Raw genomic sequence first — 16,945 nt, forward strand, 5'->3', positions numbered from 1 at the left:
ATGTCCCCTGTAATATTAAAGATAAAGGAAGGTCCAGAAGAGATTCGTGTTGTGGCTAAAAATGGGCCGGATGTATCCATACATCCAATTAACATAAAATTCCTCATGGCCACTTTATGGTGGGAGGGAACTCCCCAGCTGGAAACTTTTTTTGAGATTCTAGAACTTACCATAAAAAGGAGCATTAACGAAGTATTCCCCCATGATAAGCTGATTCTGGATTATAGTTACCACGCCAACGATGTCCTGGAAGAGGCCTCCCTCATCACCGTGGAGATCAACCGGGTGGAAGCAGATGGGCAGGAATTGGAAGTGGACGGGGATTTAATAAATCTTCATGGCAATGATGATCGGGGTTTTTTTAGAAAATTAACCAGTCGCCGACGCAGAGTCTCTGAAAACGTGGTAAAAGAGATTTAAAACAAAAGAGATTAAAATAAACATTAATTCTTTAAATAAAGCATTCAGTACTCTTATTACTAATCTTTTAATACGAATCTTCTAATTTTCGCCGGATTTGAGGCATCAACTGATGAAGGATGTTTTCAGCACCATCCCTATCTTTAACACCGCGAGCCACGATTTTTCCTTTGGAAAAGAGGGTAACCTTTATTTCATCCAGTTTAATCTGGGCCACCCCCATATCCAGTGAACATTTGACGATTCCTAACTCTTTTAACCCTTCACAGCTTTTTTCAAGATCCACTAGGTAAGGTAGTTCAGTTTCAAACATTATCCGCTTTTTATCACCCTGACAGGGCTTGTGAATAACCAAATCATTTTTATGCTGGTGGGAACCAGCCAGATCTAAAGTAACTTTTTTAAAACCGACTGCTTTAAGTTCGGAATCAACATAGGTCAAGGTTTGATTATCTAAAAGATCACAGTAATCCATTTCAATAACGGCGGTCCCATCTTCATCACGGACCCTTAAAAGTTCCGTGTCTGAAAGCTTCCTTAAGAGTTTTTCCGCATAGTCAATCCGTTTAAATTTATTCATGGTTAAAAAACTTCCAGAAGATATCCTGGTAGCCAGACAGGTAGTAAATGGTGAATAAGAAATTTCCATGTCATTTAATAATTCTCTTACTTCCATAGCACTCAATCCCACCTCCACCAGGGGCATTTTAATGTCCCCCCGGTAGTTAACCTCCACACCTGGTCGGTCTTCGAAAAGGTCCGTGAAGTTGGTACCGTCGGCCACAAAATCAAAACCTTTCTCGCTAAGGATTTCGCTAATTCGCCCGTGAATGCTTTTTTTACATAGGTAACAGCGGTTAGGAGGGTTAGATGCGAAATTAGGATTTTCAAGAAGGTCTTCTTCAAGAACTAGATGGTGGATGCCTATTTTCCTGGCAATTTCCACGGCATTATGTACAAAACTGGAGGGCATTGCTCCGTTATCAACAGTTACGGCCCAAGCCTCTGTCGAACATTCTTGTGCTATTTTAGCCAGAAGTGTGCTGTCGGCACCTCCGGAAAAGGCAATTATCACCTTAACATCTTGGAAGTAGTTTTTTAATTTGTCAAGTTTATCTTCAAGTCTCATGGTGGCCTTAATTTTTAAAAGATTTAATGGGATTTATTTTTAATATGATTTATTATATGATTTAAAACTGCTTTTGCATCTTGTTTTTTTATATCCAGCCCTTCCTGGTCTAAAAATCTTTTCAACTTAGTTATTTTTTCATCTTCCAGATCAGAGTATCTGAAAACTGAATTATAAGTCCTTTTTGGATAATAAATAGCCTTAGCAACTTTATAAAGATGATCTGATTCTTCATAGGATATTATGCCTTTCCGGGCAGCTTCATCGAAGTTATACTTCATACTCACTAGGGCCTCGGAAAGCTGTTCATGGGTGGATGGATCAAAGACCACCGCCACATCATCATCCGATTCTACCATACCATCTTTATAGGCTTGAAAAACGATTCCCACACCAATCATTCCCATATCCTCCAGTTCTGCTGCTCGCAACGCACCCATACTGGCACCACCCACTACGATGATACCTCTTTTCAGTGCATCTATAATCTCCCGGTGGGCTACTGCTGGTTGTTGGTGAAAGACTCCATCAACTATGCCGATTATAACCGGATGATCTTTGATAGCATTAATGACATCACCTCGGCCTACGGGGGGCCTGTAGTCTGCCTTTAAGATCTTTTGTGCTTCTTCATGACTTAAAGAAGGGCCGGTGAAGATTATGATCCTGTTTTTTTCCAAAATTCACACCCGAAGTCTTCTGTATTTGAATTGAATCTAATGGAAAAATAATTTTTTGATCCAATTAAGAGATCTATTGATCAAAGAAAGTCAGAACCAGCCACTTCCTGATGCAGCCTTTTTAAACGGTTTAAAGAGGGATGTTCTGCCCCTAGACGTTTTTTCCATTTCTTAAGAACAAATTTCAAGCCCACCTCTTCCTGGTTATGAACCAGGTTATCGGCATGGGCCACGATCTTCTCTTCCAGGGTCTGGGGAGTGTAATCTTTGGGAGGTAAACCTAACTCCAGGGCTTCCTGGGGGGGTATTCCTGCCCCAATATGCCTTTCAACTATTCGAGTTAGTTCAGGAGAAAACTCCATTTTTTCCAGTATTTTAGCACCTACAATGGCATGATAAATGTCGTTGGATTGACATCGGCCCACATCATGCAGTAGTGCACCGTTTTTGATAAGATCCATATCTACCTGTAGTGAAAAATTTCTGGCCAGAGTAAGTGCTCTTTTTTCAACCACTTGGCAATGTTTAATAACTTCTTCAGGGCAGTCAAGTTTTTCATAAATGTCAAAAATCAAATGGACGCCCTCAAGCAGTTTAGATTTTAAAAGTAGATTTAATTTTTAACTTATTTTTTCCTTCAGTTCTTTTAATTCCATGATGATTTTAGAGTTGTCATGGAATTCCAATTTAGATCCACAATCCGGACAGATGAAGTTATTCTCAGAGGCCTCTTCAAAGTTGTAGCGGCAATTGTTACTGCAGATGAAGAACATATTATCTTCTTCATACTCCAGTGATTCATTAATTTCGCGGGAGTAGTTTTCACATTTTTTATTAATGATTTCAGAGATTTTTTCTTCCTCAAATTTCCAGTTGTAAGTGTACCACTGGGTTTCAGGATCTTTACTACGCTTATAACTGGCTGCTCCAGCATCATATAATTTGTATAAAATCCTGCGGACAATGTTGAGCCTTATTTCAGTTTTTTCTGCAATTTCTTCATCGGTGGTTTTGCCAGATAATAAACACTGAATAATCGGGATGCTGTTTTCCTCATCAGCAGTGATGCCCGTGATAATTTCCTGCACAGTGTAGTCGTTTAGCATTTCGGTCACTCCTTCATCTTCAGGATGGTTTAGAATTCCTTGAATTATAAGATCATTGAGCTTGAGCATTTATAAGTCCTCCTAAGGCGAGATAGGGCTCTTATGTATTCTATACTCTCATTATGAATCCCTTCAAATTCAAGCCCTTATAATAGTCGCCTAAATCTTACAGGTCAAACCTGCTAGCCATTAAATTGGCCTAAATACATGTTTCTGAAGTTAAATATTTTGCCTTCATAAGGAGAAACACAATTTTATATAAATTTAAGGCTTTATTCTATTGAGGGGGTTAAAAAACACCTTCCTGTAGTACACCTATATATTGACATATTACTATTTAAATTTTGTTGAATTAATGCAGTAAATATAAGGGGTTTAATAAGTTCTAGATGATTCTTACAATAACAGCAGGAGTGTGGGGGATGGAATCCAGCATATCAACTGTTACACCCGAAAAGCCCTCCTCAAAGGTTCGGGTCATGTCATAAATCGTTTCCATATTTATCTCATTCTCTTTTTGACACTCCTCAGCCATTAAAGCTACTTCCAGAATCTTTTCAAGGCCCATGGCCCTGGAAACAGCTAAAGGAGTGGGCCCCTGAATAGTTCCAATCCGCCCCAATAAATAAGCAAAAATACCCAAATTACTCTTTATTTGCGATACAGCATATGGTAAGGATGTAAAATTAATTCCAGCAAACCTATAAGTTGCATCAGTATCTATAACGATTACAGTAACTTTTTTACCAGTTCTAGAGTATATTTTGGAACTGATATCCTCCACTACTTTCTCAGGTTGTTCCGGGAGCAAAGACACATATGTTTCAGGAGCATTACTCAGATCGACACCAGCTTCTGATGCAGGTTTAAGGGCATGTCTCCATCCGTAATATCTTAAAATCAACTCTTTATGAGATCTAGCCTCTGCGGGGAGTCTTTTAAGGTTCCTAACTGTCCTTTTTTTTACACCGAATAATGGGCCCAGAATGTAGCCCCATAGATACTTAGACCACCAATCTGCCAGTAGGTAAGCTGCCCAGGACGGTTTGAACTGTGATTCATCCACGATTCTTCCCTGGGATATGGCGATGGGTGTTTCAGAAATTACCAAAAAATCATTATTTTCCACGTTATCTTCTAATGCGTCGATGATTATATCATAAGACTGGCTGGGTTTGATATAGTTGGTACGAACAGGAATAGTCTTATATGATTTTTGGGGGATCTGAAAAGCTGTTTTCATGGCTGAACCGGATCTAAGTTTAAAATTAATCATCCTTTAATGGGAGGTGCCCAAACTTTGAGATCTATTCCCTCAATAACTGCTTTACGGCCCTCCAGTTGTACCACCACTCCCGAGTGAACCTTCTGCATCATGCAGTGGAATGGGAGAAATCGGACGGTTTCTCCCACGGCAGGAAGTTTTCCTTCGATGATACCTTCAAAACCACCCACCATACAGACGCCCACTTCCTTATAGGGGAAATCAACTTGGGGGTTGACCCTGTGACAGGGCCCCACCAGGTGTACGGTTATGAGTCCATGGTTTTCATCCAGTATTTCGCCAAAATGAATGATGGGACAGCCCAGCGGCCGATAGCGGATTATGTCACCTTTCTTAAGTTCTTCCCGGGTAAAGGGATAAAGTACCTCCCTGCAGGAATGTTCCTCAGGGAGCGGTTTTAATATGAAATCCGCTTCATAGCCGTCCAGAACCCCTACGACCTTCTCCTCAGGAGCTATGATCTTTTCTTCTTTAAGTATTGCTTCCGCCCTCTCACGGTTCTCATCAAAAAGTTCCTGGAACATGAATCGGCATTTTTCCAATTGGGAGCGTTTTCTTAAAAGAGAGGCTGCGAATTCATCGCAACGAGCGTAACCGCAGATTCCACAGTTGTAGCCTGGTAATAGTTGAACCAGCTTATCCCTCTGGTTAACATTTATCTTTTTAGCCATGGGACCTATTCTCCCTCGTAACTCTGGAATCCATCAATACGACGCAGGATACCTCGATGGTATTTCTTGTTAACCTTGGTTTCCCCTACACATAGGGTGCACACCGCCAGTGGGGCGGAGTGACGAAGATTTTCATCATCCAGGGAAACTTCCTGTGATTTCATCATTTCTTCCGCAAGTTCAGCACAACCCTGACCGCTTAAACCATTGGCATCAATTATTTTACACTGAGGATTTACTTCCAGAACTCTCTCCCGGAATATCTCCCTTTCCGCCTGGGAAATCATGTCCCCCTTGGTTACCACTGCAATATCCGAGGTGGATAAGAATGGTCCCACCTTAAGGGGGGTGTTGGGACCGCTGGTGGCGTCGATTACACACACACCCAGGGAGTTCCTGGTGAAAGGGGCACAACGATGGCATAGGCCAGCAGTTTCTATAACTAGAAAGTCGGCCTCATTCTCCTGAGCCCATTTAATCATGTCTTCCAAGTTGTAGATGGCGAAGTGGTCGGGGCACATGTCCATGGACAGACCCACCAGGTTAGGCACACCTACCTTGTCGAATTTCTTTCCATCATCGGTGTACAGACAATCCACCTTGACCACCGCTGGTTTAAAACCCTGTTCCTTTAAACTACGCAGGGCATGTATGAGCACAGCTGTTTTCCCCGAGCCGGGGGTACCAGCCACGATTACCATTCGCATATTATCACATACTAGTTGAATTGAGTTTGTATTTCAAATTTTTTTTAATTCATTGTGTAAAATAGAACAAGAAATATCTTTTCTTCTTATTGTTAAAGATTTTACTCATTTAAACATATTATTTTAAGGATGGTTCCAAATAATTTTTAAGTGGAGATGTAGAACATGGCCCGAAGAGAAGTGAAAATGTATTACGATCAGGCCCTCTCATTCCTTGGCCAGGGACAGGTACAAAAATCTTTAGAATTTTTGGAAAGAGCCTTGGAGATTGATGATAAATATTTCCCGGCCTGGAATAATAAGGGAGTGGCCCTTTTAGAGCTTGGAGAGTATCAAGAAGCCCTTAATTGTTTCGATCAAGTAATTCAGCTAAATTCACTAGATAATATGGCCTGGTATAATAGAGGATACGTTCTTTTGATTTTAGAACAGTACAGGGAATCGGTGGAAACCTTTGACATATTTCTGGCCAGATATTCTCAGGAGGACCACTTCTACAAATTTGCCTTATACCTACAAGCTAAGGGTTTGTATTCCCTTAAAGAGTATAAAAAGGCCATTGATTTACTTCAGAATGTCATTGAAATGGATTCAGATTTTAAAGAAGCACATGAACTCCTTAGTCTGGTTTCAAAAAAAATATAGATTAATGAAGCCCATAGGAAATTTACCCAGAAAGGTCGTATAATCTGATAAAGAAATAAATACGGATTCAATAACAGGTAAGAATTTCATTCATTAGGTAATTAGATTCTAATTAAAATTCAATGTCTTCAATGTCCTCGATGACCTCTCCATTTCGGACTTTTTCCCTTAAACTGAGCATCAATTCATCAATCTTGTTGAGTTTACGTGAGATCTCCTTCTCAGATGGCGTGGTACCTACCACCTTTTCCATTCCACCGTTTCTCATCACAATACGCTTGTCGGTCATTAAAGCCAGCACCGGGTCGTGGGTGACTACTAAAACAATTTTTCCGTGACCAGCCAAAACTTTCAGAGCATCATGTTTCCTTATTCCGGCGTTTTCAATCTCATCTATCAGAACAATAGGTGAGTTACTGATTATAGCCACATCTGCCACCATCAACGCTCTTGATTGGCCCCCACTCAGGATAGTGAGTTCATGTTCTTTTTTTATGGGTTCACCAGTGAGGGTGTTGGCCAGTTTCACTACTTTATCTACGCAGGTATTGCTGGCTCCCCTGCATTTAGCATGTAGACTTAAAAAGTCCCCTACAGACATATCTGCCAGGAAGTTCATGTTCTGAGACAGTTGGGCAACCATCTTCTTGCGAGGATCGGTTCTGTCTTCGTAACTAGGTTCTTTATCATTAACCAGGATCTTTCGCTTGGAGAAGGTGTCTTCCTGGGCTAGTTGTTCAATATCGCCAATGAGGGAACTTTTACCACTCCCAGTAGGTCCTACTACTCCGAAGATTTCTCCTTTTTTAATGATTACTTCTTTCAGAGGTTCTTGATTCCCCTGTTTGTCGTAGCCGCCCTTGATGGTTATCTTCTCAATCATTACAAATTCACCTTTCCCAAAGTATCTCCTCTGAGACCTCTACGCATGGTTTCCAGTGAGATTATCTCGTCTGGGGCTATGTTACCCAGGTTCACGTTGGGACCCATGTTCAGTATGAAATATACTTGCTGATTTTTCTGGGGAGCTTCCCAGATTATCATCTCGGGTTTGGTTTTATCCATGAAGAATTGAACTTCATCTTCTTTAACATTTCCTTTCTCATCATAAATACCGATGCCCTTTCCTCCTTCACGGGCCTCCAGAATAACCCAGTCGGCGCCGGAATTTATATCTTCGTTAACCATATCCACCTTCCGGTGGAGTTCAATTTCCTTGTCTTTTCTAGGATCCTTTTTTCCCACTTCGGATATGGCTTTAAATCCACAATCCTTAACTTTGCCGATGATCTCAACCCGATCTTCGGGTGAAATTTCAATGGTGCCGTCCGAGATCTCAATGGCCTCAAATCCCAGTTGCTGTGCCTCCATTAAGTATTGATCCAGTTTATTCTGGATGAAAGCCACCTCTAACAGAGTACCGCCAGGATAAGGTTTAACACTGTATGACTTGTACAAGTCAATTTTCTCGATGATAATTTCTCTACTATGAAGAGCAGAGGTTCCCCATCCAAGTTTGGCAAGATCTATGTATTTACCAGAAACTTCCAGTAGATCCTTTACTGCCCTCGGGCCCAGACCTTTATCCAACATCATAGTAATTCCGGTGCCGGGTTGGGGTTTGCGATCTTGAGTGAGAAAATCAAAAGCGTGCAATCATTATCACCACTTTTTATATGCTTTTGATATCTAAAACATCCCTATTATATATAAATTATCTGGAAAGGATCCTGACACAAAATCCCGTTCATACTCCATTTTTAGCCTATTTATAGTAGCTTAAATAAAGATTAACCAATAAGTGGTGGTTCTATGGAAAAAAAGATAGAATACTTTGAAAACCCAGGTATAGAAAATACAGACAGATTAATAGAACTGGTGAAAAAACGAGCCGCGGAATTGGGTATTAAAACCATGGTTGTGGCTTCGGTTAGTGGTGAAAGTAGTCTGAAATTAGCTAATGCCATTCCTGATGCTAAGATCATAAGTATCACCCACCATGCTGGATTCAGGGGTGGGGATGAATTGGAACTGAACCCAGAATACCAGGAAGTACTTGAAAAAAGGGGCATACCTGTATACGTTGGTACACATGCTCTCTCGGGCGTGGGAAGAGGTATAAGCAATAAATTTGGTGGTGTGACTCCAGTTGAAATAATAGCCGAAACATTAAGGATGTTTTCTCAGGGAGTGAAGGTTTGTGTTGAGATCAGCATCATGGCAGCTGATGCAGGGCTCATTCCCACAGATGAAGAAGTAATAGCCATTGGAGGTACAGCTAGGGGTGTTGATTCTGCCCTGGTATTGAAGTCTGCCCACATGAGCAACTTCTTTGAACTTCGGGTTAGAGAAATAATTGCAATGCCCCGACCCTAATCATTGGGGAGTGCTGAAGGTTAACTTGCCCCCCTAAGTTTTCAGTGCCATAATAGTGAACATGTTAAGAACACAATGACTTCACGGTCTTATGATGGTGATGATCTACTCATAAGAGTTAAAGTTGATGATGATCTACTCATAAGAGTTAAAAATTGTTTGCTGGAAGGAAAATAATAGGTCAAAAAACCGTTGCTTTTAAATATAAGTAAAAACAATAACACAATTAAGTATAACAACTCTACAAGTGGGGGTAGGAATTGAAATCTCTTATAAACAATACCATAAAAGAATCTGAAAATAGAAGGAATAGATCAGACATTAGCAAGCGTGGTGAATACGACAACAGTATTGACCAAGAACTGGAAGACATCATAAAGCGTAGCCGGGCCAAAATTTTAGTGATTGGTGCAGGGGGCGCTGGAAACAATACCGTTTCTCGACTTACTGATATCGGGATCGAAGGTGCTAAAACTATTTCCCTGAACACCGATGCCCAGGATCTTTTCTATTCAACAGCCAACCATAAGATACTCATAGGTAAAGATACCTGTGGAGGTTTAGGTGCCGGAGGCATTCCGGATGTTGGTGAAGAAAGTGCGGAGGAAAGTGAGCAAGATATCAAAGATAGACTAGAAGGAGCGGACATGGTTTTCGTGACTTGTGGTCTGGGCGGGGGAACTGGTACAGGTTCTGCCCCAGTTATATCCAAGCTGGCCAAAAAGATTGGTGCTCTAACCATCGCCGTGGCAACCATGCCCTTCAGCGCAGAAGGTCTCCGTAGAAGAGAAAATGCAGAAACTGGCCTGGAGAAATTACAGAACGCAGCTGATACTGTAATCGTGATCCCCAATGATAAACTCCTGGAAGTAGCACCTAATCTACCTATTAACAAGGCATTCATGGTGGCTGATGAACTTCTAGGTCGGGCAGTTAAGGGAATCACCGAACTCATAACCAAACCTGGATTGGTTAGTCTGGACTTTGCTGACATCCGCAGCATAATGAAGGGATCCGGAATGGCCATGATTGGAATGGGAGAATCTGACTCCGGTGACCGGGCCATAGAATCTGTTCACGAAGCATTAAACAGTCCCCTATTAGATCTGGACATCTCCAATGCCAAAGGAGCCCTAGTTAACATATCTGGAAGCTCAGATCTGACCCTGCAAGAAGCTGAAAATGTAGTGCAGATCGTGGCTGATGAACTAGATCCTGATGCCAACATAATCTGGGGTACTCAGATTCAGGAAGACTTACAGAACACCATCCGCACCACCATAGTGGTGGCTGGAGTTAAATCACCACACATATTTGGTGTTCCTGGTGAAGGAGAATTCGTGGGCGTGGGCGAAAGGCAACAAGAAAAGGCCCCTGAATCTTCCCTAGAAGAATTCATCGATGGTGTTTTTTAAGAAACCTCTTTTAGTTCCCATCGGACTTTGTCAGTCCATAAGAAGGCATCAACACCCTCCCCTGATTGTATAAATTGAGGGGTTCCACTATAGGTGGTTCCATCGACCATTTTCTTCCTACCCCCTACATGGAAAGGTTTATAAACCCCTCACACAATAATTTATTTTGTTCTATCTAGATTTTTCATACTTTCTTTTAATAAGAAATCAGCATGAAACGGGTATTTTTATGAATTTGAACAAAGAGTCTGTGGTCAGTTTTCTAAAACAGTGCCAGAGGGTACTGCACGTATCCAAAAAACCAGACCGTGATGAGTATTTGAATGTTTCCAAGATAACTGGAATCGGAATCATAATCATAGGCGTGGTAGGTTTTATAATCAGCATAATTGCCCAACTGTTAGGGGCATAATGATCCAGACTAATATTTTTGGGTAAGTGGTATTTTGATCTATGCAATAAGAACCCTGGTGGGTCAGGAAAAAAACGTGGCCCGCATAATAGCCAGGAATGTCAAAAACAGCGGGATTGGAGTTAGTTCCATACTGGTTCCAGAAAGTCTCAGGGGATATATTCTGGTAGAGTCCACCACCAAGCTGGACATGCAAAACCCGGCCTTCAAGGTGCCTCATATGAAGGGTTCCATCGAAGGGGAAATACCCTACGAGGAGATAAAAAACTTCTTAAATCCCGAACCTATACTATCTTCCATCCAGAAGGGAAGCATTGTAGAACTCATATCTGGGCCTTTTAAAGGAGAAAAGGCCAAAGTAGTTAGAATAGATGAATCTAAAGAAGATGTAGTTCTGGAACTCATTGAAGCAGCAGTTCCCATCCCGGTTACAGTTAAAGGTGATCAAATAAGATTAATACAGAAGGAGGCAGACTAATGGCAAGTGAAACCGTAGAAATTCTCATAGACGGCGGAAAAGCCACTCCAGGACCACCCTTAGGTCCCGCTATTGGACCCCTGGGCATCAACATGATGCAAGTGGTGGAACAGATCAATCAAAAAACAGCAGACTTTGATGGTATGAAAGTGCCAGTGAAGATCATTGTAGATTCCTCTACCAAGGAATTCCAAGTGGAAGTGGGAACACCCCCAACCACCGCACTGATCATGGACGAATTGAAAATCGAGAAAGGATCCCAGGATCCCGGGCTGGAAAAGGTGGCTGACCTCAAAATGGAACAGGCCCTTAAGATTGCCCGGATGAAATTCGATGCCCTCCTGTCACCGAATTACAAAAACGCTGCCAAGGAGATCATTGGTACCTGCGTGAGTATGGGAATTACCGTTGAGGGTAAAGACCCCCGTGAAGTCCAGAAAGAAGTGGATGAAGGAGTCTACGACAGTGTACTGGTGCAGAAATCGTGAATTTCATAAATGATTCATTAATGAGATAATTAAACCAAAAATGGCATTCACATCAGAATACGTTGAACTTTTCACCTGAGAAGTTCATGGAGGAATTGGATGAAACAAGAGATCTTAGAAGCGGTGAAGAAGGCTAAGGAAGAAGCAAAGCCGAGAAACTTCACACAATCCGTTGATGTGGTAATCACCATCAAGGATTTAGACGTGAGAAAGCCAGAAAACCGCATAGACGAAGAAGTGTTTCTCCCTAATGGAAGAGGAAAACCGGTTAAGATCGCCTTTATAGCCGACGGTGAACTGGCCCTTCTGGCCAAAAATGCCGGGGCTGATCTGGTGATCAACAAGGCCGACTTGGAAGAACTGGGTAAAGACCGTAAAGAGGCAAAAAAGATGGCTAACCGTCACGATTTCTTCGTGGCCCAGGCCGATATGATGCCCCTGGTGGGTAGGTTCCTGGGACCTGTTTTAGGACCCCGGAAGAAAATGCCCAAACCGGTTCCAGCTTCAGCCAAACCCGAACCACTCATGGAGAAACTGAAAGGCACCGTAAAGGTGAGAATAAAGGATCAGCCAGTGGTACAGGCGCTAGTAGGCTCTCAAGAGATGGGAGATGAAGATATTGCCGATAACATTGAAGCTGTGCTGGGCGTGCTGGACCAGAAACTGGAGAAAGGACGTAGCCAGATTAAGTCCATGTACGTGAAGACCACCATGGGCCCAGTAGCGAGGGTGATCTAAATGGCACACGTTGCACAGTGGAAAAAGGAAGAAGTAAAAGATCTTCAAAACCTTATCGATAGTCATCCGGTTGTGGGAATAGCTAATCTGGAAGACATACCTGCCCCTCAGATGCAAAAGATGAGGGAAAACCTGCGGGGTAATGCCCAGCTTAAGATGTCCCGGATAAACCTGATGAACCTGGCTCTGGACCAGTCCCAGAAGAACAATATAAAGGAACTGTCTGACTTCATGGCCGGACAACCAGCCATGATCTTCACGGACATGAACCCCTTCAAGCTATACAAGATACTGGAGGAAAGTAAAACCCCAGCTCCTGCCCGAGCAGGAAGTATAGCCACTGCCGACATTGTGGTGCCCAAGGGAGATACTTCTTTCCTACCTGGACCGGTCCTGGGGGAGTTGCAAAAGATAGGAATTCCAGCCAAGATCGAAAAGGGAAAAATAGTTATTACCGAGGATAAAACCATAGTTGCCGAGGGAGAAGAAATCTCCAGGGATGTAGCCAGTATGCTAACCAGACTGGAAATATATCCTCTGGAGGTAGGAATCGACCTCAAGGCCGCTTATGAGGATGAAACTGTTTATACCTCTGATATTCTAACCATTGACTTGGAGAAGACCATTACAGATATACAAAAAGTCTACTCACAGGCTATAAACCTAGCCGTGAACGCAGTGGTGTTTACCGACGAGTCCATGCCTCTGTTAATATCCAAGGCTGCCGGCCAGTCCCTGAACTTGGCTCTGAATGCAGATATATTAACTTCTAAAACCACTGATCTTATCCTGGCCAAGGCTTACGCTCAGATGCTGGCTTTGGCATCCGAGTTATCTGCCAAGGATGGTGATGCCCTGGACGATGAACTTCAAGAGAAGATAAGTGCTCAGGCCACATCAACAGCAGTGTCCGAGGATAAAGAAGAAGAGGAAGAAGAGGAAGAGGAAGAGGAAGAGGAAAAAGAAGAGGATGCCGCCGCTGGGCTGGGAGCCCTCTTCGGATGATTAAACTAAAATTTAAGAAATTTGAGGTGATCTCATGGAATACATATACGCAGCAATGTTACTACACTCTGCAAGTCAGGACATAAACGAAGATAATGTGAAGAAAGTTTTAGAAGCAGCCGGGTCCGAAGTGGACGAAGCCAGGGTTAAAGCCCTGATCGCCGCATTAGAGGATGTGGACATAGAAGAAGCTATGGAGAAAACTGCCGTAGCTGCTGCTGCTCCTGTAGCTGCCGCTGCCCCAGCTGAAGCTGAAGAAGCTGAAGCTGAGGAAGAAGAGGAAGAAGAAGAGGAAAAAGAAGAAGAAGCTGCTGCCGGTCTCGGCGCTCTCTTCGGATAGATCCACTTCCCGTCAAAGTATCTTACTTTGACTTTTTTACTTATTTTTTTATTTTAATTCATTAGCATCCCTAATCAAAGGATAAATACTTAGTTAATAGGGATCAAATCCAGGGATAATTATAAGTTTTTTAAAAAATTTCACCGATGATTATCATGTCCCAACAGTTGAAAGAACTTGGATACACCAAGAAAGCTTGTAAAACTTGTGGTAACGATTTTTGGTCCATTGGAGGCCGTGATACGTGTGGAGACGCCCCCTGTGATGAGTACTCATTTATTGGGGATCCTGCGACCAGTCAAAAATATGATCTTTTCTCGATTCAGGATATTTTCACCCGTTTTTTTAAAGAAAGGGGACACACACCCATCCGACGTTATCCGGTGCTGGCCAAGAGATGGCGGGACGATGTTTTCCTGGTTGGTGCCTCCATCTACAACTTCCAACCCTGGGTAACCAGTGGCCTGGTGGAACCCCCGGCCAATCCTCTGGTAGTTGCCCAGCCATCCATTCGTCTTAACGATGTGGACAACGTGGGACGGACTGGCCGGCACATGACCTGCTTCACCATGGGTGGCCATCACGCCTTTAATTCTCTTGAAAACAATATTTACTGGCAGGATGAGACTGTGAAATACTGTCACGATTTCATAGCCCATCTGGGCATAAATCCCGAGGAAATCACCTTCATCGAGTCCTGGTGGGAAGGAGGGGGTAACGCCGGTCCTTGTTACGAAGTCTGTGTAAGAGGAGTGGAACTGGCCACCCTGGTATTCATTCAGTACCGCACCCTTCCCGGAGGGGAAAGGGAAGAGATCCCCTTAAAAATCGTGGACACCGGTTACGGATTGGAACGTTTCGCCTGGATTTCCCAGGGCACACCCACCGCCTATGACGCCTCCTTTGGCCCGGTAATAGACCAGTTGAAGGAAATGGCTAGGGTGGAATTTGATGAACGCATATTATCAGAAAACGCTCAAGTTGCCGGTATGATGGACATCGAAGACATTGCAGACCTTAAGATCCTTCGGCAGAGGGTGGCTGATCGCTTAGATTTATCCCTGGATGAGTTGACCAGGTCCACCCGACCCATGGAGGCCATCTACATCATCGCCGATCACACCCGCTGTTTAGGTTTCATGCTGGCCGATGGGGTGATACCTTCCAACGTCAAGGAGGGATACTTGGCCCGGCTAGTACTGCGCCGGACCATACGTTTTATGAAGGAGCTGGGACTGAAACAGTCCCTGCGGGAAGTTATGGAGATACAGATGGACTTTCTCTCCCAGACTTACCCGGAAATTCGGAACCACCAGGAGCATGTGCTCCGGGTTATGGATCTGGAGGAGAAACGTTACCATAAAACCATCCGCAAGGGACAGCAGATGGTTAGAAAAAGCATTAAACATCTGAAAAAAGAGAAAAAAGATGATATGCCCCTTGAGATGCTTATCAAACTTTATGACTCCCATGGAATACCACCCGAAACCGTGGAAGAACTGGCCCTTGAGGAAAACTTCCCGGTGACCATACCGGACAACTTCTACACCCTGGTAGCTGAGGAGCACTCCAAGGAAGCTACTGAAGAGGAAGCTCCCCTGAAGCTGAATTATCCAGATACGGAACTACTATTCTATGATAAACCGCAGGAGAATAAATTTCAGGCCCAAATTCAGGGCATCCATGAGAACGGGATAATCCTTGATCAAACACTTTTCTATCCAGAGGGAGGTGGTCAGCCATCTGATATTGGTTACCTGGATATAAAAGGAGAAAAGCTGAAGGTTTCACACGCTGAAAAGGTAGGTACGGTGGTACTGCATCATGTGCATCCTGAAAGTCTAAACCAACTTGATCCCAAGCCAGGGACGATTATTAAAGGCACAGTAGACTGGGATCGGCGTCTGGCCCTCACCCGTAACCACACTGCAACTCACCTGGTCGTGGCTGCTGGCCGGCAGATACTGGGGGACCATATCTGGCAGGCTGGGGCCCAGAAAGGAATAAAAAAATCTCGAATCGACCTTTCACACTACAAACGCATAAAGACCGAGGAACTGCAGCGAATAGAACTTCTGGCCAACCAATGGGTCATGGATAACCTGGAAATTAAAACTACTTGGATGGACCGTACCGAAGCGGAAAAGACCTATGGATTTGTACTATACCAGGGAGGAGTGGTTCCTGGTTCCAAGATAAGGGTGGTGCAGATTCCAGAGATCGATGTGCAGGCCTGCGCTGGAACCCATGTAAACCGGACTGGAGACATTGGTCTGGTCAAGATCAACCGGACCGAACGTATACAGGACGGAGTGGAACGTTTAGAGTTCTCAGCAGGTAGGGCCGCGGTGGAAGCCCTGCAGGAGAGTGAAACCCAACTTCGGGACAGCGCCACGGTGTTTAAGGTAACCCCGGACCAACTCCCTAAAACTGCGGATCGGTTCTTCACCGAGTGGAAGGCCTTTAAGAATGATATAAAACGTCTTCAGGGACAGGTGGCTGCCCTTAAAAAAGAGGGAATAGCTGGAAATTCCGAACAAATCAGTGGCCTTAACTTGATCAGGGATACCATCGACGCTGAAATGCCGGAACTAATCAAAATCGTCACCGAGTTGGTTGAGAAGGAAGATGTGGATATTGCAGTAGTAGGAAGTCCAGAAGGTAAGATAGTAGGAGCTGTATCTGAAAAGGCCTTGAAGCGTGGAATTAAGATCAATAAGATCATTAAGGGAGCCGCTGGTGTGTTAGGTGGAGGTGGTGGAGGTAAACCACAACTGGCCCAGGGCGCCGGCCGTCATCCGGAAAAGATGAATGAAGCCCTAGAATTTGTTTACAATGACATAAAGAGCAGATTATCCCAAAAGAGTCTTAACGGGTTTATCTAAAACCGCAGAGGAATTCAATTCTTATCGGATCAAACCGTCATTTTCTGTTTTGGATGAAGCCTTTAATGTCTTAAACCTGAAGAAGGGCTTAAAGGTTGTTAAGGAGGATGTCTAACCCTCCAGAATTTGAAGAAGTTTAATCTCACATAACTACTCAGGAGATAA

At 43.4% G+C, this 16,945-nt stretch carries 20 protein-coding genes; 11 read left to right on the forward strand and 9 right to left on the reverse strand.

The genetic code is table 11. The features are described 5' to 3' along the window. Window positions 1-420, forward strand: a complete 420-nt coding sequence (locus FGU46_RS02805; protein WP_286476299.1) for a hypothetical protein — start codon at window positions 1-3, stop codon at window positions 418-420. 67 nt (window positions 421-487) lie between these two features. Here FGU46_RS02805 and larE read toward each other — a convergent pair whose 3' ends face one another. From larE to FGU46_RS02840, 7 genes are all read right to left on the reverse strand, one after another. After that, window positions 488-1,549 (reverse strand): ATP-dependent sacrificial sulfur transferase LarE, encoded by a 1,062-nt coding sequence (larE, locus tag FGU46_RS02810; protein WP_286476301.1) that lies wholly within the window; start codon window positions 1,547-1,549, stop codon window positions 488-490. 23 nt (window positions 1,550-1,572) lie between these two features. Then, window positions 1,573-2,229: a TfuA-related McrA-glycine thioamidation protein gene (locus FGU46_RS02815; RefSeq protein WP_286476303.1), complete on the reverse strand. Its 657-nt coding sequence runs from the start codon at window positions 2,227-2,229 to the stop codon at window positions 1,573-1,575. 80 nt (window positions 2,230-2,309) lie between these two features. Then, on the reverse strand, window positions 2,310-2,804 hold the full coding sequence (locus FGU46_RS02820; protein ID WP_286476305.1) for a TIGR00295 family protein: 495 nt from the start codon (window positions 2,802-2,804) through the stop codon (window positions 2,310-2,312). 45 nt (window positions 2,805-2,849) lie between these two features. Further along, window positions 2,850-3,404, reverse strand: a complete 555-nt coding sequence (gene tfe, locus FGU46_RS02825; protein WP_286476308.1) for a transcription factor E — start codon at window positions 3,402-3,404, stop codon at window positions 2,850-2,852. Between the two features lie 316 nt (window positions 3,405-3,720). Further along, window positions 3,721-4,578: a coenzyme F420-0:L-glutamate ligase gene (locus FGU46_RS02830; protein WP_286476310.1), complete on the reverse strand. Its 858-nt coding sequence runs from the start codon at window positions 4,576-4,578 to the stop codon at window positions 3,721-3,723. A 29-nt stretch (window positions 4,579-4,607) separates the two neighbouring features. After that, entirely contained in the window at window positions 4,608-5,291 is a 684-nt protein-coding gene (locus FGU46_RS02835; protein ID WP_286476312.1) for a (Fe-S)-binding protein, read from the reverse strand. Window positions 5,292-5,296: 5 nt separating this feature from the next. Further along, window positions 5,297-5,998 (reverse strand): GTP-binding protein, encoded by a 702-nt coding sequence (locus FGU46_RS02840; protein ID WP_286476314.1) that lies wholly within the window; start codon window positions 5,996-5,998, stop codon window positions 5,297-5,299. 165 nt (window positions 5,999-6,163) lie between these two features. Between FGU46_RS02840 and FGU46_RS02845 the strand changes: the two genes are divergently transcribed. Next, window positions 6,164-6,643 (forward strand): tetratricopeptide repeat protein, encoded by a 480-nt coding sequence (locus FGU46_RS02845; protein ID WP_286476316.1) that lies wholly within the window; start codon window positions 6,164-6,166, stop codon window positions 6,641-6,643. Between the two features lie 112 nt (window positions 6,644-6,755). Here the strand turns inward: FGU46_RS02845 and FGU46_RS02850 are convergent, their stop codons facing one another. Both FGU46_RS02850 and comA read right to left on the reverse strand, forming a co-directional pair. After that, window positions 6,756-7,526 (reverse strand): ATP-binding cassette domain-containing protein, encoded by a 771-nt coding sequence (locus FGU46_RS02850; RefSeq protein ID WP_286476318.1) that lies wholly within the window; start codon window positions 7,524-7,526, stop codon window positions 6,756-6,758. Beyond that, on the reverse strand, window positions 7,526-8,299 hold the full coding sequence (gene comA / locus FGU46_RS02855) for a phosphosulfolactate synthase (protein ID WP_286476320.1): 774 nt from the start codon (window positions 8,297-8,299) through the stop codon (window positions 7,526-7,528). Before comA ends, FGU46_RS02850 begins: the two co-directional genes overlap by 1 nt. 156 nt (window positions 8,300-8,455) lie before the next feature. Between comA and FGU46_RS02860 the strand changes: the two genes are divergently transcribed. From FGU46_RS02860 to alaS, 9 genes are all read left to right on the forward strand, one after another. Further along, window positions 8,456-9,019: a pyruvate kinase alpha/beta domain-containing protein gene (locus tag FGU46_RS02860; RefSeq protein WP_286476322.1), complete on the forward strand. Its 564-nt coding sequence runs from the start codon at window positions 8,456-8,458 to the stop codon at window positions 9,017-9,019. Between the two features lie 260 nt (window positions 9,020-9,279). After that, window positions 9,280-10,434, forward strand: coding sequence for a cell division protein FtsZ (gene ftsZ, locus FGU46_RS02865; RefSeq protein WP_415926580.1), 1,155 nt, complete (start codon window positions 9,280-9,282; stop codon window positions 10,432-10,434). 229 nt (window positions 10,435-10,663) lie between these two features. After that, complete coding sequence (locus FGU46_RS02870) at window positions 10,664-10,846, forward strand: protein translocase SEC61 complex subunit gamma (RefSeq protein ID WP_286476324.1); 183 nt, start codon at window positions 10,664-10,666, stop codon at window positions 10,844-10,846. Between the two features lie 34 nt (window positions 10,847-10,880). Continuing rightward, window positions 10,881-11,324 carry a transcription elongation factor Spt5 gene (locus FGU46_RS02875; RefSeq protein ID WP_286476326.1) on the forward strand — a complete coding sequence of 148 codons (444 nt, stop codon included), beginning with the start codon at window positions 10,881-10,883 and terminating at the stop codon, window positions 11,322-11,324. Then, complete coding sequence (locus tag FGU46_RS02880) at window positions 11,324-11,812, forward strand: 50S ribosomal protein L11 (RefSeq protein WP_286476329.1); 489 nt, start codon at window positions 11,324-11,326, stop codon at window positions 11,810-11,812. Before FGU46_RS02875 ends, FGU46_RS02880 begins: the two co-directional genes overlap by 1 nt. Before the next feature lie 99 nt (window positions 11,813-11,911). Then, window positions 11,912-12,550, forward strand: coding sequence for a 50S ribosomal protein L1 (locus FGU46_RS02885; RefSeq protein WP_286476331.1), 639 nt, complete (start codon window positions 11,912-11,914; stop codon window positions 12,548-12,550). After that, window positions 12,551-13,555: a 50S ribosomal protein L10 gene (locus FGU46_RS02890; protein ID WP_286476333.1), complete on the forward strand. Its 1,005-nt coding sequence runs from the start codon at window positions 12,551-12,553 to the stop codon at window positions 13,553-13,555. Between the two features lie 34 nt (window positions 13,556-13,589). Next, window positions 13,590-13,895, forward strand: coding sequence for a 50S ribosomal protein P1 (gene rpl12p, locus FGU46_RS02895; protein ID WP_286476335.1), 306 nt, complete (start codon window positions 13,590-13,592; stop codon window positions 13,893-13,895). A gap of 146 nt (window positions 13,896-14,041) precedes the next feature. After that, window positions 14,042-16,780 (forward strand): alanine--tRNA ligase, encoded by a 2,739-nt coding sequence (gene alaS, locus FGU46_RS02900; protein ID WP_286476337.1) that lies wholly within the window; start codon window positions 14,042-14,044, stop codon window positions 16,778-16,780. Window positions 16,781-16,945: the final 165 nt, after the last annotated feature.

The organism is Methanobacterium sp. CWC-01 (genome assembly GCF_030323845.1).
In the GTDB taxonomy this organism is placed as follows: domain Archaea; phylum Methanobacteriota; class Methanobacteria; order Methanobacteriales; family Methanobacteriaceae; genus Methanobacterium; species Methanobacterium aridiramus.

What these genes read in the sequence shown, in the direction of transcription:
- rpl12p (WP_286476335.1), top strand. Translation starts at nt 13,590, where the DNA reads ATGGAATACATATACGCAGCAATGTTACTACACTCTGCAAGTCAGGAC.
- FGU46_RS02805 (WP_286476299.1), top strand. Translation starts at nt 1, where the DNA reads ATGTCCCCTGTAATATTAAAGATAAAGGAAGGTCCAGAAGAGATTCGT.
- FGU46_RS02840 (WP_286476314.1), bottom strand. Translation starts at nt 5,998, where the DNA reads ATGCGAATGGTAATCGTGGCTGGTACCCCCGGCTCGGGGAAAACAGCT.
- alaS (WP_286476337.1), top strand. Translation starts at nt 14,042, where the DNA reads ATGATTATCATGTCCCAACAGTTGAAAGAACTTGGATACACCAAGAAA.
- larE (WP_286476301.1), bottom strand. Translation starts at nt 1,549, where the DNA reads ATGAGACTTGAAGATAAACTTGACAAATTAAAAAACTACTTCCAAGAT.
- FGU46_RS02860 (WP_286476322.1), top strand. Translation starts at nt 8,456, where the DNA reads ATGGAAAAAAAGATAGAATACTTTGAAAACCCAGGTATAGAAAATACA.
- FGU46_RS02830 (WP_286476310.1), bottom strand. Translation starts at nt 4,578, where the DNA reads ATGAAAACAGCTTTTCAGATCCCCCAAAAATCATATAAGACTATTCCT.
- tfe (WP_286476308.1), bottom strand. Translation starts at nt 3,404, where the DNA reads ATGCTCAAGCTCAATGATCTTATAATTCAAGGAATTCTAAACCATCCT.
- FGU46_RS02870 (WP_286476324.1), top strand. Translation starts at nt 10,664, where the DNA reads ATGAATTTGAACAAAGAGTCTGTGGTCAGTTTTCTAAAACAGTGCCAG.
- FGU46_RS02845 (WP_286476316.1), top strand. Translation starts at nt 6,164, where the DNA reads ATGGCCCGAAGAGAAGTGAAAATGTATTACGATCAGGCCCTCTCATTC.
- FGU46_RS02835 (WP_286476312.1), bottom strand. Translation starts at nt 5,291, where the DNA reads ATGGCTAAAAAGATAAATGTTAACCAGAGGGATAAGCTGGTTCAACTA.
- FGU46_RS02885 (WP_286476331.1), top strand. Translation starts at nt 11,912, where the DNA reads ATGAAACAAGAGATCTTAGAAGCGGTGAAGAAGGCTAAGGAAGAAGCA.
- FGU46_RS02850 (WP_286476318.1), bottom strand. Translation starts at nt 7,526, where the DNA reads ATGATTGAGAAGATAACCATCAAGGGCGGCTACGACAAACAGGGGAAT.
- FGU46_RS02890 (WP_286476333.1), top strand. Translation starts at nt 12,551, where the DNA reads ATGGCACACGTTGCACAGTGGAAAAAGGAAGAAGTAAAAGATCTTCAA.
- FGU46_RS02880 (WP_286476329.1), top strand. Translation starts at nt 11,324, where the DNA reads ATGGCAAGTGAAACCGTAGAAATTCTCATAGACGGCGGAAAAGCCACT.